The sequence below is a fragment of the Granulicella sibirica genome, from assembly GCF_004115155.1.
Lineage (GTDB): Bacteria > Acidobacteriota > Terriglobia > Terriglobales > Acidobacteriaceae > Edaphobacter > Edaphobacter sibiricus.
In genome coordinates this window covers 767,189-782,729 of the sequence record NZ_RDSM01000002.1, presented here as the reverse complement: position 1 = coordinate 782,729, position 15,541 = coordinate 767,189, and the positions used below count along the sequence as shown (strand labels likewise).

The following is a 15,541-nucleotide window of genomic DNA, read 5'->3' as shown; positions in this document are numbered from 1 at the left end:
AGAACCACGACCCAAACAAGGCCCTGCATGTGCGGCTTCCCTGCCCGCTGTGGGGCTTCTTTCGTCCGTGGACTACCGCCCGGCCGACAGGATCGGGGACACGAGCTTTTCAATCTTCGTAACGATCTCCTCGGCGGGCGGCCGCTTCGGGGTGTGCATCCACTCCTTGGCCACCCCGTAGATCGCCCAACTGGCGGCTGAGGCGATCAGTTCGGGCCGCATCGAGACGGGTGGGTGTTTCGCCATTCCTTCCAAGAGTATGCGCCGCACGACCGCGATCACCGCGGACTCCATGTGTCCTTCCAGCTGCCTCTGGCTTCCGCAGTCGGCTCCGGGAATGCTCGTGATGAAGTCGCAGACACCAAGCGCGATCGCCTGTAGCGCACCGTCGCATCCGCTGAAGCTGATATTGCGCTTTGCCAGCAGACCGCGAAAGCGGCCTCCGACCAGGCACTCGAGCAGGGCGAACTTGTCGGGATAGTGGTCGTAGAAGGTCGCGCGGTGCAGCGTCGCCTTATCGGCGATGTCCTGTACGGAGATCTTGTCGAAGTCCTTTTCGGACAGGAGCTGGTCGAGAGCGTTCTGAAGCATCTGGCGCGTGCGGCGGACGCGGGGATCTATCGGTTCCCTCGTATCAACGGCCTCGACTTGTGCCTCAACCTGTTCCATATCCGTTCAGCTTATCAATAGATTTTTCTCAGGAGGGATTGGCGACATTTGTCGTGAACTTTATGAATCGACAGATGTCGTTTTCTCGTCATATGTCGTAAGGAGATTTAGTCATGCCCACCTTACTGCATATCGATTCGAGCCCACTTGGGGACGCTTCTATCTCACGCCACCTTTCGCACCATTTCGTCGAACAGTGGAAGGAAGTGAATCCGGACGGTCACCTTGTTCGCCGTGACCTGACCGAAACCACCATCGTCCCGGTGACGGCATCGTGGATTGGCGCCGTGTACACGCCGGATGATGCTCGTACCCCGGAGCAGAACGAGATTATCTCGCTTTCCAATACCCTGCTCGCCGAGCTGAGGGCGGCTGACGAGTATGTCATCGGTGTGCCGATGCACAACTTCAGCATCCCTTCGACGCTGAAGCTTTGGATCGACCAGGTCGCGCGACGCGGCGAGACGTTCTCCTATATCGATGGCAAGCCAGAAGGTCTGCTGAAAGGAAAGAAAGCTACCTTCATCACCGCTTCGGGCGGCGCCTACGACGCGGGAACCGCGTTTGCCTCGTTGAATTTCGTGGAGCCCTATCTGCGTTCGGTGTTCGGCTTCCTGGGTGTGATCGATACAACGTTTATCAATGCCGGCGGAGCGTCCGCGATCATGTATGGACAAATCGATCGTCCTACCTTCCTTCAGCCACACCTTGATTCGATCCGGCAGCAACTTCAGCCAGCGCGGGTGTAACCTCGCGTTGGGCGAACCGGGAACGCACGAGGCTTGCCGCCCCGGCGTACCAGCTGGCCCCTGGCGTGGTCTTCCCTTTCTTCTGGATTGAGGCACCGATGCGGTGCTCTCGGTGCCTCAATCCCTGGAGATTGTCTTATTCGGAAAGTATCTCCATGCCTCTAGTGCTGGCGATTTCAGTTCGTTCCTCTTGCTCGTGAATGCCGGGGCGACCCTGCTGAGGTAGCATCGACGGGTATGGCCAGAGCAAGAAGTCCTGAGAAACGAGAGGCGCTTCTGCGGTCCGCCGTGCGTGAGATTGCGGAGGCGGGCCTGGGTGCTTCGACCGCGAAGATCGCCAAAGGAGCAGGGCTCGCGGAAGGCACGCTGTTCACGTACTTCGCCTCCAAGGATGAGCTACTGAACGAGCTTTACCTCGAGTTGAAGACCGAGGTGTACCGGCGAATCCACGAGAGCTTCCCGCATCAGTCCGACCTTCGGGAACGAGCAGCGCACGTTTGGAGGGAATACCTCCGGTGGGCGATTGAGAAACCACAGGAGCGGAAGGCTTCCGTGCTGCTCAATTTCTCGGACATCATTTCCGCGACGACGAGGCAGCGAATGGAAGCTGTACGGGGAGCAGTCTCGGAGACCATGGCTGAGGTCGGGAGACTTGGTGCGTTTAAGAGCCTGCCCGCAGGGTTTGCTTCGTCCGCCATGTCGGCGATGCAGGAGGCGGTGATGGAGATTGCGGCGAAGAAGCCGGGGCAAAAAGCACGGCTCGTCGAGCAGGCGTTCGAAGCCTTCTGGCGCATGGCCTCCTGAGCTGAGGATTCTTCCAATAAATGAGCAACCACTCGCTCATTATTGAATCTATACAACAGGAGGACATCACATGGCGAAGGTCTGGTTGATTACGGGAAGTGGAAACGGGTTGGGCCGGGATATTGCGGAGGCTGCCCTAGCGGCTGGAGACAGTGTGGTCGCCGGGGCGCGGCGGACGGAGGAGTTGAAGCCTCTGGTGGAGCTGTATGGAGAGCGCGTGACACCGGTGACATTGGATGTTCGCGAGGAAGAGGCGGCGAAGGCCGCGGTCAAAGCTGCCGTGGACACCTATGGTCGCCTCGACGTGCTGGTGAATAACGCGGGGTACGGGTACTTCGCCCCGTTTGAGCAGATGACATCCGAGCAGTTTCGCGATGTGGTGGAGACGTGCTTTTTTGGCGTGGTCTACACGACGCATGCGGCGCTGCCGGTGATGCGCAAGCAGAAGAGCGGGCACATCTTCCAGATCTCCTCGATTGGCGGGCGCATGGCGAGAGCGGGCAATTCGCCGTACCATGCAGCGAAGTGGGCGGTGGGCGGCTTCAGCGATTCGGTTGCCGCCGAGGTAGCGTCGTTTGGCGTGAAGGTCTGCACGCTGGAGCCGGGCGGAATCCGCACGAACTGGGCTATGAGGGCAAGCGAGCACTCTCCGGAGGTGATGCCGGAGTACGAGGAGTCGGTTGGCACCACGTACAAGTTGCTGGCTTCGATTCGCGGCAAAGAAGAGGGCGATCCGAAGAAGATCGCCGAGGTGATCGTGACGCTAGCGAATACCGAGGATGTTCCGAGGCGGCTGGTCCTTGGCAAGGACGCGGAGAGCCGTGTGAAGCATGTCGAGGCGGGGCGTGCGGAGGAAGCGGCGAAGTACCGTGCGGTGACGCTCTCTACGGTCTTCGCGGACGCAGTCGTGATACCCGGCCTGATCACCCACTGACGCGACGGCCTCACTTATTCAGGTTCCGGCCTGTCAGGAGTTCAAGCAACAACGGCAGAATCAACGATAAGCGGTTGGCTTCTTACTCTCCCACCTTAGGCGCGGTGAAGCGCTGCGCCGAAGGTGGGGCCCCCTCTCTTCGTTTGCTGGATTCGGGGCCATGTGTTCGGGGTGTAAGCAATTTCAGCGGATCAAGCTAAACTGACTTTGCCTTCACCCGGATCCTATCGTGTCCTCTCGCAAGCCAACGGTTCTCGATGTCGCCAAGCTCGCCCAGGTGGGAGCTTCGACCGTATCGCGCTGCCTGCGTGGCGGCCCGTATGTGAGCGAGGATGTGCGGCAACGCATTATGGACGCGGTGCATGCGTTGGGGTATGAGCCGAACGAGGTTGCGCGAAGCCTGCGGGGTGGACGGACCAAATCGATCGGCGTGGTGTTTCCGCAGATTGCGAATCCTTACTTCAGCCGCTGCGTGCAGGAGATTGAACTGGAGGCGACGCGGCAGGGGCTTTCAGTCATCCTGCTGACGCATCAGGAAGATCCTGAAAGGCAATCGAAGCAGCTTGCCGTCCTGCGGCGGTCTCGGGCGGACGGGGTTATTCTGACTGCCGCGCCTGACTCGGATATGGAGAGACTGCGGCATGAGCTAGGCAGCATGCCGGTTGTGGCGCTGGATCGTCCGCTATGGCAGGATGCGGATGTGGTGATGCTGCGGCACGTGGAGGCGGCGCAACTGGCGACACGGCATCTGCTGGAACACGGGATTCATGAGATCGCGTGCGTCACGGCCAGCCCGAGTATCTACTCGTTTCAAGAGCGGATCCAAGGATACGAGCAGGCAATGCAGAAGGCTGGCGAGAAGTCTACCGTTATTGCCGCTGCGGACTATGGGGCTTTGCAGACGGCGGTGCGGAAGGCGCTGACACGCAAGCCGAAGCTGCGGGCCCTGTTTGCGCTGAGCAGTATGGCGACGGTGTCGGCAATGAAGGCGATACGCGAGGTTCAGGCGGATCATGCGCGCGACGTGGCGGTGATCGGCTTCGATGATGTGGACCTGGCGAGCCTTGTGCAGCCGGCGATCACGGTGGTGGTCCAACCAACGGACCTGATGGCGCGTGAGTCGGTTCGGCTTCTGGTTAAGCGAATCAGCGCAGATCATTCTCTGCCGGTGCAACGGGTTCAGTTAGAAGCTGAGCTCCTCCTGCGGAACTCCTGCGGCTGCCCCTAAGACTCGGCTCGAGCTGTATCTCCCTCGAAACAGAATGGCCTCCGACTCGGTCCACACCCGGCACAAATTCCGCTTGACACCGGTTTGCGGGGCGGCATAGGATTCGCTCGCTTCTGAAACGGCATAAAAGCGCGAATCCAGCGGATGCTGCGTAAGAGTATGGCAACGTTGCGAACATGGCATTTTCGGTGGTTTGTGAGTTTCAAAACGTGCGGCGCTCGTCCAGGCCTGCTCGGGATTTCTGAATTACTCCAGGTGCTTGTACGAAGAGACAACCCTGGGAGTCTGATTTGAGAAAACGTTACCTGCGACGGTAAGTTGTCCTGGCTCCATCAGCAGCACTTGAACCTGTTTCACAGTTTGACCCTTCGGAGGAGTACAGATGCGCAAGAATAAAATCCTGGCGATAGCTTTCCTACTTACGGCCTTCCTGGCCGGCGTGCCACGCGCGCATGCTCAGGAGAACGGAACGATTAACGGAATCACGACAGATCCTTCGGGCGCGACGGTTCCAAACGCCACGGTCAAACTGGTGAACCCGGCGACGGGCGACACGCGTACCGCGACCACGAACGACTCTGGTCTGTTCAGCTTTACCGGCCTGGCGATCGGCAAGTACAACCTGTCCGTGGTCGCGGCGGGCTTCAAGAACGTGGCGACAAATAACATCGTGTTGAACGTGGCGCAGACGGTCGAAGAGAAGATCACTCTCGAAGTCGGAAGCGAAGGCCAGACGGTCACGGTTGAAGCCAACGCATTGGCCGTGCAATCGGAGACAAGCCAGGTGGACAGCCTTATCTCAGGCGCACAGGTTGCGGAGCTTGCGACGAACGGACGAAACATCACCGCGCTGGCTGTTCTGGCGCCGGGCGTTTCGAACAATCTGCCCGACTATAACGGCGTGATGGCGTTGACTGCCGGGAACGGCATCAGCTTCAACGGTACGCGTCCGAGCCACAACATCTATCTCGTGGATGGCGGCGAGATCTACGATCGTGGATGCGGTGGATGCTTCAGTATTCTCGTGTCGCAGGATTCGATCGCGCAGTTTCAGACGCTGACCAGCAACTACAGCCCGGACTATGGGATCGGATCGGGCGGACAGGTGCTGATGGTGTTAAAGTCGGGCTCGAAGAGCTTCCATGGCGGATTGTGGGAGTTCAATCGCAACGAGGCGTTCGATGCGAACAACTACATCTCGAAGATGAACAATCAGCCCACGCCGAAGCTGCGCGTGAATATTTTCGGCGGTAACATCGGTGGCCCGCTCTTCATTCCACACTTTTATAACAATGCGCGTAACCGCACGTTCTTCTTCTTCAATGAGGAGGACCGGCGCGAGATCGCCGGAACGGCTCCGAGCACGACCAATACGATTCCGACAGGCGATTACCCGGTATTAGGGCAGTCGCTGAACTATGTCACGCCGGCCTCGGGCAAGACCCCTATTGTTCCCGTTACGTCGGATCCGGCAAAGCTTGCGATCTACGCCGCGGATGGACTCACTCCCGGACAGCCCTTTCCGAACAACGTGATTCCCGCGAACCTGATCGATCAGAATGTGGTGACGATGATCAATACGGGCATCTTCCCCAAGCCTAATGTTTCCACCGGAGCGAACCAATTTGTAACCTCGGTCAGTCAGCCGACGTTTGTGCGCGAGGACCTTGTCCGTATCGACCACACCATCAACGACAAGCTGCAGTTGATGGGTAACTACATCCACGATGCGAACAGCCAGACGAAGTTCCCTCCGCTCTGGAGCGACGACAACTACCCGACGGTTGGAAGCGCGATCTCGAACCCGGCGTGGGCCGCGGTTATCAAGCTGACGCAGACACTCTCGCCGAACCTCCTCAACGAGACGGCGTTCAACTTCAACGGCAACAAGCTGACGATCACCCCGGTCGGCACGTTCGCACAGCCGACGGGCTTCAACACGACAACCTTCTTCTCCGGGCAGAACGCTCTCAATCGTCTGCCTGAGGTTGACCTTGGTGCGCCGTATGGTACGAACTGGAGCCCATCCTACTATCCGTGGCACAACGCGGCCATGGACTATCAGTATCGGGATGACGTCTCCTGGACCAAGGGCCGCCACTCGATGAAGTTCGGCTTCTCGTGGATGCACTTCCTCAAGAACCAGCAGCTCCAGTCGAATACGCAGGGTACTTATACCTTCAACAATTCCAGCTTCGCGGGTGACTCGTACGTCAACTACCTGCTTGGCGATGCGGCTAACTTCACGCAGTTGCAGGTGCTCAATGGCCTGCACTGGGTGAATAATACGTACTCGTTTTATGGCGAGGATAACTACAAGCTGACCCGGAGGCTCACGCTCAACCTTGGCTTCCGCTACGACGCCCTCCCACATAACTATGAGCGCTTCAACGAGTTCGCAAACTTCGTCCCGGCAGACTTTACCGCAGCGAATGCTCAGAGTCCGGTCAACGGAACGTTGAATCCAAACGGCCCGGGATTCAGCACACCGAAGGGGATCAGCCAGCCCTTCTACCTCAACGGCATCCAGTTGGCAGGCGTGAATGGGTTCCCAAGAGGCGGCGTGCAGAACGACTGGAAGTCCGCTCAGCCACGCGTCGGCTTTGCGTACGACGTGTACGGAGACGGCAAGACGGTGCTTCGCGGTGGTGCGGGTCTCTTCTATGAGCGCATCCAGGGCAACGATTCGTATGACGCGGGGAACAATCCGCCGTTCTCGTATCAGCCTTCGGCAAACAACGTTTACTTCTCGAATACAAACACGAGCGCGACGAATGGCCAGACGGCCTCCACCAACCCGAAGCCGGCCAGCATCACCAATCTCGCGTATCACTATCCGCTTCCGGGTCTTGCGATGTATAGCCTTGGCATCCAGCACGAGGTCGCTCCGTCGATCGTCAGCGTGCTGCAATATGTCGGTACGGCGGGTTGGAACCAGAACGACGACCGCGCCATCAACACGATTCCACTGAACAGCAGCGCTGCTGTCCGGCAGACGGTTGCGAACGGGTCGGTGGATGCCAACACGCTGCGCCTGTTCCAGGGCTACGCGGGTATCACGCAGGAAGAGCAGACGACGAACTCCAGCTATAACTCGCTGCAGGCTGGGCTTCGCGTCGAGAACAAGCACAACCTGACAGTACAGGTGTCCTATACCTGGTCGCACCAGATCGATCTGGCTAGCAATGGCGGCGACCTGGCGACGCTCTCCAACCCGTTCAACGCGAAGTATGACAAGGGATCAGGATCCTATGATCGCCGCAACATCTTCAGCACAAACTATATCTACGATCTTCCCTTCTTCAAGAACTCGAGCAACTTCGCGGAGCGCGAGTTCCTGAGCGGATGGCAGGTTTCAGGAATCACGATCGCGAACTCCGGTACGCCGGTGGCCATCACATACGGGACCGACACGATCGGTCTTGGTGGCGGCACCTCGAACCGGGCCAACCTCGTCGCAGGCACTCCAACGCTTGGCCAGAAGAAGTTCAACAGCTACTTCAACACTGCAGCGTTCTCCGCACCAGTTGCACCGTGGCAAGGTGGAGATGCGACCAGTGTGAACCAAGGATTCGGCAACTCGGGTAAGGATAAGGTGATCGGACCAGGACGTTTCAATACGAACCTGTCTGTCTTCAAGTCCTTCCCGCTTTACCGTGAATCGCTCCGGTTGCAGCTCCGGGCCGAGTCGTTCAACACCTTCAACCACACGCAGTTCCAGAACCTGCAGAACAGCTTCACGGCGAGCAACTTTGGACAAGTGACCTCGACGTGGGATGCCCGCAAGTTCCAGTTCGGCGGCAAGCTGCTGTTCTAAGCCGTAACCCGAGTGGCGCCGTCGATCTCTGATCTTCGGCGCCATTTCCTTTTCTACAGGATGCTTCCTGTCTTATCTGCAAGGTGGAGTCAATCTCGTGAGACGTTTTGTATTTGCTGCACTTCCGTTTTTGTCGATCGGTCTTTTTGCACAGATCAAGCCATCCGCTTACATGGACTCTTCCCTTCCCGCGGCGGTACGTGCGCATGACCTTGTATCGAAGATGACGCTGGATGAGAAGGCGTCGCAGCTTGAAGACTGGGCGACAGCAATTCCGCGTCTTGGCATCCCTGACTACCAGACGTGGAGTGAGGCTCTGCATGGCGTTGCGAACTCGGGTTATGCGACGGTGTTCCCGCAGGCGATCGGGATGGCTGCGACGTGGGACCCGATGATGGTGCAGCAGATGGGCGACGTGATCTCGACCGAGGGCCGGGCGAAGTATAACCAGGCGCAACGCGAGGGCAACCACCGTATCTTCTACGGGCTCACCTTCTGGTCTCCGAACATCAATATCTTCCGCGATCCGAGATGGGGACGCGGGCAGGAGACGTACGGGGAAGATCCATTCCTGACGGGCAGGATGGGCGTCGCGTTTATTCACGGTGTGCAGGGCTCCGATCCGGAGCATCCGAAGGCCGTCGCGACGAGCAAGCACTTCGCGGTACACAGTGGGCCGGAGTCCACGCGTCATATCGCGAATGTCGATGTCGCTCCAAGGGATCTCGAAGAGACTTACCTTCCGGCGTTCCGTTCGACGGTGATCGATGGACATGTGAAGTCGGTAATGTGCGCTTACAACGCCATCGATGGGATGGGCGCATGCGCGAACACGATGCTCCTGAAGGATCACCTGCGCGATGCTTGGGCGTTCAAGGGGTTCGTTGTCTCGGACTGCGCAGCAATCGTTGACGTGACGAACGGGCATCACAACGCGCCGGACATCATGCATGCGGCGGCTATCTCGATCAAAGCGGGGACAGACCTTTCCTGCAGCATCTGGGCGCCCGGTTTCAACACGCTTGGCGAGGCGGTGCGCAAGGGAGTCGTGTCGGAAGACCTGCTGACGAAGTCTGCGGAGCGACTCTATACGGCGCGCTTTGAGCTTGGGTTACTCGATGCTCCGGGAGTGAATCCGTATGACAAGATTCCCTTCAGTGATGACGACTCCGTGCAGCATAACGAGTTATCGCTGAAGGCAGCGAAGGAGTCGATCGTTCTGCTAAAGAACGATGGCATTCTTCCTTTGGAGAAGGCCCCGAAGCGCATTGCGGTCATCGGTCCGACGGCTGACCTGCTGACTTCGCTTGAGGGTAACTACAATGGGCAGGCGTCAAAGCCGGTGTCGCCGGTCGATGGCATCATCAAACAGTTCCCCGGTGCAGAGGTTCACTATGCGCAAGGGGCGACGCTCGCTACGGGCTTCAGTGTGCCGGTGCCTCGGAGCGTGTTTGGCAAGGGGTTGAAGACGGAGTACTTCGCGACAACGGACTGGACAGGCAAGCCCGTGGCTGTGGGAATGGACTCGTCGATTCAGCACGACTGGCGCGATGTTGAGCCGGTCCCTGAGCTTGAGACGCATGACTACTCGGTGCGGTGGAGCGGGACGCTGCAGGTTCCGGCGGCGGGTAAATACGCCTTCATCCTCGAGGGTGGTTCAGCCTTTCCCTATTCGCCGAAGGAGAACTATAGGGTTGTGATGGACGGCAAGGTGGTGTCCGAGGGAACACTGACGAAGGGCAAGCTGGAAATGGGGGCGTTTGCGGTGGTTGCAGGGGCTTCTCCCACCGCTCCGCCGGTGATGTCGGGAACGACGCCGGCGCGGATGGAGTTGACGTTCGACGATACGAAACCGCATACGTTCGAGGTGTCGTACAGCCACTTCGGCGATCGGGCGGGTGGTGGAGCAACGCTGCGCTGGGAGGCTCCGGAGAAGGCTCAGTTGGATGAGGCGGTTGCCGCTGCAAAGGCTTCCGATGTCGTCGTCGCGTTCGTTGGGCTATCGCCTCAACTCGAAGGTGAGGAGATGCCGATCAAGATCGAAGGCTTCAACGGCGGCGACCGGACGAGCATCGATCTTCCGGCCTCGCAGCGGAAGATGCTGGAGGCGGTATCTGCTACGGGCAAGCCGGTGGTTGTGGTGTCGATGTCGGGCAGCGCGATTGCGCTTACGTGGGCCAAGGAGCATGCGGCGGCCATTTTGCAGGCCTGGTATCCGGGAGGCAAGGGCGGAGCCGCTGTTGCCCAGACGCTTGCCGGGGAGAACAATCCTGCGGGTCGTCTGCCTCTTACCTTCTATGCGAGCACGGCGGACCTTCCGGAGTTCACGAATTACTCGCTCAAAAACCGCACCTATCGTTATTACACGGGCGCTCCGCTGTGGGGATTTGGATATGGGCTGAGCTACTCGACGTTCAGCTATGAGGGGCTAAAGGTGGCAAAGTCTGTCGAGGCGGGTAAGCCGGTGACGGCGGCCGTGACGGTGAAGAATACGAGTGCGCGGGCTGGGGACGAGGTCGTTGAGGCTTATCTCAAGACGCCGCAGGCTGGCGGCCCGAAGCATTCGCTGGTGGGCTTCGAACGCGTGCACCTGGACGCGGGGGAGAGCCGCGAGGTGACGCTGACGCTGCAGCCGCGCTCGCTTTCGAGCGTGGACGACAAGGGCGAGCGATCGATTCTATCGGGTGAGTATCACCTGAGCGTCGGGGGAGCGCAGCCCGGGGATACGGCGGCCAAGGTGGAGACGGACTTCTCGGTGACGGGGACTGCGGCTTTGCCGAAGTAACGGCTTCCGCTGCAGGCGAGACGAGCGGCGGGCTGCGCTGCTAGTCTCATGTGGAAGGGCCAGTTATTGAGACCGTGAAACGAAGCGAACTCCATGTCAAACGGAAAGTCCCCGCAGTGGTTGCGGGGCTTCTGTTGCTATGCGCTGGGCCGCTGGTGATTGCGCAGGACGTTGAGCTTCAACACGCCATCGAGTTGACCCAGGCTGGCGAGTTTCACGAGGCGGAGCTTGCGTGGCGGAAGCTAGATACGGCTCATCCGAAGAACGCTTCGATCCATGCGGCGCTTGGGCTTGTGCTTGCCCAGCAGGGCGAGTTGGAACAGGCCGCGGTTGAGTATCGCAAGGCGATTGCGCTCGATCCGCACCAAGCCGATGCTTCGATGAATCTTGGACTGGCTGAGTTCAAGCAAGGTAAGTTTGGGGCGGCAATCGATCCGCTGCTTGCGGCAAAGAAGGAGAAGCCGGACGATCCTCGGACCGGGATTTTGCTTGGGATGAGTTACTACGGGACGCGGGAGTATGCGAAGGCAGTTCCCTATCTTCAAGCCGCAGTCAACAGCGATCCTGCAAACCTGAAGATGCATAGCGTGCTTGCGGAGAGCTGCTTTTTTAGTCGGCAGTACGACTGCGCGATGGCCGAGTACAAGACGATCCTGACGGCGGATCCTAACTCGGTGCAGGCCCATATGCTGATGGCACAGGCGTTGGGTGAGTTGAACCGGGCTCCCGAAGCAATCAAGGAGTTGGAAGAGGCGGCGCGAATCGCTCCGGATGAGCCGAATGTGCACTTTGAGTTGGGCTATCTGTACTATGTCGCGCATGACTATGATCATGCGGGGCCGCAGTTCGAGATGGAGTTACAACATAATCCGGAGCATGCGCAGGCAAGCGCTTATCTCGGAGATATTCGGCTGAGAACGAACGATACGGCGGGAGCTGAGACGCTGCTGACGAAGGCGTTGAAGCTCCAGCCGGATATGCGCATGGTCTATCTCGACCTGGGAAAGATCTATAGCGACGAGAAGAAGAACGATGAGGCGCTTGCGGCTTTCTTGAAGGCTGAGAGCCTTGATCCTTCGGAGCCGGATGCGCACTATCGGCTGGCTCGTCTGTATACGACGCTTGGGCAGAAGCAGAAGGCGGAGATGGAATATGCGAAGACGAAGGCCCTGCATAGCAAGGCGGCGGACTCGCTGATTCAGAAGATATCCGGGCCGGGGGCTGTCGTTACTCCATGAGGAAACGCCGCATCCATTCGCGACGGGAGTTTCTGTGGATGGCGGCTTCGACGGCTGCTTCCGGGTCTGCGATGGGGCAGGGGGTTGTGGCCAGGAATGTGACGCCGCAGCCGCGCGGGAAGCCGTCAGGACTTCCATTCCGGGCACACTTCACCGATGTTGCCGCAGCGGCGGGGCTGACGCAGCCGATCGTCTATGGCGGGTTGCAACGCAAGGACTACATCGTCGAGACGGTGGGGTGCGGGATTGCGTTCTTCGACTTCGACAACGATGGATGGCTCGATATCTTTATGCCCTGCGGGAGCAGGATGGAGAATGCTCCTGCGGATGCTACCAATCGGCTGTATAAGAACAACCGCGATGGGACGTTTACCGATGTGACGGAAAAGGCTGGGCTCGTGCGGTCGGGGTGGGCGAGCGGGGTGACGATCGCGGACTATAACAACGATGGGTTCGAGGACATCTTCATCACGTACTACGGGCAGAATGTGCTGTATCGGAATAACGGGGATGGGACATTTACCGATGTGACGAAGGAAGCGGGACTGCTGTACGCGGGGCCGGCTCGGTGGGGTTCGGGATGCACGTTTCTGGACTATGACCGAGATGGGCACCTGGATCTATTTCTTGCGACGTATGTGGACTTGAATCTTGGCAAGCTGCCGAAGCCGGGGGAGAATCCTTACTGCAACTTCAAGGGTGTGCCGGTGAACTGCGGGCCGCGTGGGCTTGGGATGGGCAGCCACTACCTTTATCGGAACCTTGGGAATGGGACGTTTGTCGATGTGACGGAGAAGTCGGGGATCGGCCGTACTGCGAAGACGTATGCGATGACCTCGGTCGCGGCTGACTTCGATAACGATGGCTGGACGGATATCTATGTCGCGTCGGACTCGACGCCAAGCCTGCTGTTTCGGAACCATCATGACGGCACGTTTACCGAGGAGGGCGCGGAGCGGGGGGTCGCGCTGAGTGATGAAGGGACGGAGCAGGCGGGCATGGGAATCGCGATCGGGGACTATGACCTGGATGGGAGCCTCGACATCTTCAAGACCCACTTCTCGGATGACACGAGCATTCTGTACAAGAACGACGGCACAGGGAACTTCAGTGATGTGACGACGAAGGCCGGGATCGCGGTCGAGACACGGTATATCAGTTGGGGAGCGGGGTTTGCTGACTTCGACAACGACGGCTGGCCCGACATCGCGGTCGTGACCGGGTCGGTTTATCCGGAGGTGGAGGCGAAGTTTCCCCAGTATCCCCTGAGGACGCCGCGGATGATCTTTCGGAACCTGGGTGGCGGGAGGTTTGAAGAGTTGATCGAGGAGGCTGGGCCGGGGATCTCCGCTCCGCATTGCAGCCGCGGGTGTGCCTTCGGCGACTTCGATAATGATGGCGATGTCGACATGCTGATCAGCAACCTCAACGAGCCTCCTTCCCTGCTGCGCAATGATGTGAGTGGCGGCGGCAACTGGATCAAGGTTCTGCTCGTAGGAACGGTCTCGAACCGGAGCGCGATCGGATCGCGAATCATCGCCAAGTATGGCGGCAGGATGCAGGCGCAGGCGGTGATGGCGCAATCGAGCTTCTACTCGGTGAGCGATAAACGTATTCACTTCGGGATAGGCAAGAACACCTCCGCGGACCTGGAGATTCATTGGACGAATGGGTATGTTGAGCAGATCAGGGGAGTTCAGGCGAACGGGCTCGTGACGATCATGGAGAAGCGTGGCGTGGTGAAGGCTGAGAAGTGGCCAGCCATCACGAAGTGAAGTTAGAGATTGCTCTTCTTCTTTGACATGAGGTGGAGTGAAACCTATACTCCGAGACGAAGCTGGAGCGCATGCCTGGGAGACGCTATCGCTCGGTATGGCAACGTTGCGATATTATTCCCATGTCTGGCAGGTATGCTGAATACGGTCTGCGCCGGCTACCCCGGCACAGAAAGAATGAAACGAAATGACAAGAGGATAGAAGGATATGGCGACCACGCTCTTTCAGGATTTGGACACCGTTCGTTACGAGGGACAGGACAGCAAGAATGAGCTTGCGTATCGCTGGTACGACAGCGACAAGGTCGTCCTTGGGAAGCCTCTTCACGAGCATCTTCGTTTTGCCGTTGCGTACTGGCACAGCCTTGCGATGAACGGCAGCGACCCGTTCGGTGCCCCGACGATCCATCGTCCGTGGATGAACCGCTCGGACGCCATGCCTGCTGCAAAGGAGAAGGCGGATGCGGCGTTCGAGCTGTTCCGCGTGTTGGATCTTCCCTTCTACACGTTTCACGACCGCGACATTGCGCCGGAGGCGGATGACCTTCGTGGGTCGCTGAAGAATTTCCACGAGATAGTGGACTATCTCGCGAAGAAGATGGAGTCGTCCAAGACGGAGCTTCTTTGGGGAACAGCGAACCTGTTCAGCCATCCTCGCTTCATGGCGGGAGCGGCGACGAACCCTGATCCGGATGTCTTCGCGTATAGCGCGACGACGGTGAAGCACTGCATGGACGCGACCAAGCTTCTAGGTGGCGACAACTATGTTCTGTGGGGCGGGCGTGAAGGATACGAGACGCTGCTGAACACGGACGTGGGCCACGAGATGGACCAGGCTGGCCGTCTCCTTTCGCTCGTCGTCGAGTACAAACATGCGATCGGGTTCAAGGGACAGATCCTGATCGAGCCGAAGCCGAAGGAGCCGACGGCGCACCAGTATGACTTCGACACGGCGACGGTGTTTGGCTTTCTGAAGAAGTATGGCCTCGAGAACGAGGTGAAGGTAAACCTCGAGGCGAACCACGCGCTTCTGGCCGGGCATACGTTCGAACATGAGATTGCGATGGCTGGCGCATTCGGGATTCTTGGATCGCTGGACGTCAACCGTGGCGATCCGTTGCTTGGTTGGGATACGGACCAGTTTCCAAACGATCTCTGGGATACGACGCTGGCGATGTATCACGTGATCCAGGCGGGTGGTCTTGGCAAGGGCGGTATGAACTTCGACGCGAAGGTGCGGCGTCAGTCGTTCGAGCCTGAGGACCTGGTGTTTGCGCATGTGGGTGCCGTCGACCTTTGCGCGCAGGCGTTTCTCAAGGCTGCGGATCTGATCGAGGGGAAAGATCTCTCGAAGCTTGTGGATGAGCGGTATGCGGGTTGGAAGACTCCGGAGGCGGAGGCGATGCTCGCGGGCAAAGTGACGCTCGCTGACATTGCCAAGGCTTCGGAGGAGAAGAATCTGAATCCTCAGCCGAAGTCGGGCAAGCAGGAGCGGTTGGAGAATCTGGTGGCCCGGAAGCTTTACTAGTTCGCGCTGAAAGA

10 protein-coding genes are annotated in these 15,541 nt (G+C 58.9%); 9 read left to right on the top strand and 1 reads right to left on the bottom strand.

All coding sequences use genetic code 11. The features are described from left to right. Positions 1–72 precede the first annotated feature (72 nt). Positions 73–669: a TetR/AcrR family transcriptional regulator gene (locus GRAN_RS14080; RefSeq protein ID WP_128913640.1), complete on the bottom strand. Its 597-nt coding sequence runs from the start codon at positions 667–669 to the stop codon at positions 73–75. Between the two features lie 113 nt (positions 670–782). Between GRAN_RS14080 and GRAN_RS14075 the strand changes: the two genes are divergently transcribed. The 9 genes from GRAN_RS14075 to xylA all read left to right on the top strand — a co-directional run bounded on the left by GRAN_RS14075 (position 783) and on the right by xylA (position 15,527). Further along, positions 783–1,418: an FMN-dependent NADH-azoreductase gene (locus GRAN_RS14075; protein WP_128913639.1), complete on the top strand. Its 636-nt coding sequence runs from the start codon at positions 783–785 to the stop codon at positions 1,416–1,418. 237 nt (positions 1,419–1,655) lie between these two features. Beyond that, on the top strand, positions 1,656–2,222 hold the full coding sequence (locus tag GRAN_RS14070) for a TetR/AcrR family transcriptional regulator (RefSeq protein ID WP_128913638.1): 567 nt from the start codon (positions 1,656–1,658) through the stop codon (positions 2,220–2,222). Between the two features lie 70 nt (positions 2,223–2,292). Continuing rightward, complete coding sequence (locus GRAN_RS14065; protein ID WP_128913637.1) at positions 2,293–3,156, top strand: SDR family NAD(P)-dependent oxidoreductase; 864 nt, start codon at positions 2,293–2,295, stop codon at positions 3,154–3,156. 229 nt (positions 3,157–3,385) lie between these two features. Further along, positions 3,386–4,384 (top strand): LacI family DNA-binding transcriptional regulator, encoded by a 999-nt coding sequence (locus GRAN_RS14060; protein WP_128913636.1) that lies wholly within the window; start codon positions 3,386–3,388, stop codon positions 4,382–4,384. A 382-nt stretch (positions 4,385–4,766) separates the two neighbouring features. Continuing rightward, positions 4,767–8,201, top strand: coding sequence for a TonB-dependent receptor (locus tag GRAN_RS14055; protein ID WP_128913635.1), 3,435 nt, complete (start codon positions 4,767–4,769; stop codon positions 8,199–8,201). 97 nt (positions 8,202–8,298) lie between these two features. Continuing rightward, entirely contained in the window at positions 8,299–10,986 is a 2,688-nt protein-coding gene (locus tag GRAN_RS14050; RefSeq protein ID WP_241654604.1) for a glycoside hydrolase family 3 C-terminal domain-containing protein, read from the top strand. A 74-nt stretch (positions 10,987–11,060) separates the two neighbouring features. Next, positions 11,061–12,224: a tetratricopeptide repeat protein gene (locus tag GRAN_RS14045; RefSeq protein ID WP_161570977.1), complete on the top strand. Its 1,164-nt coding sequence runs from the start codon at positions 11,061–11,063 to the stop codon at positions 12,222–12,224. A 38-nt stretch (positions 12,225–12,262) separates the two neighbouring features. Further along, complete coding sequence (locus GRAN_RS14040) at positions 12,263–13,999, top strand: CRTAC1 family protein (RefSeq protein ID WP_241654602.1); 1,737 nt, start codon at positions 12,263–12,265, stop codon at positions 13,997–13,999. Between the two features lie 208 nt (positions 14,000–14,207). Continuing rightward, the gene (gene xylA / locus GRAN_RS14035; RefSeq protein WP_128913632.1) at positions 14,208–15,527 is read left to right on the top strand and encodes a xylose isomerase; all 1,320 of its coding nucleotides are present in this window, start codon (positions 14,208–14,210) and stop codon (positions 15,525–15,527) included. Positions 15,528–15,541 lie beyond the last annotated feature (14 nt).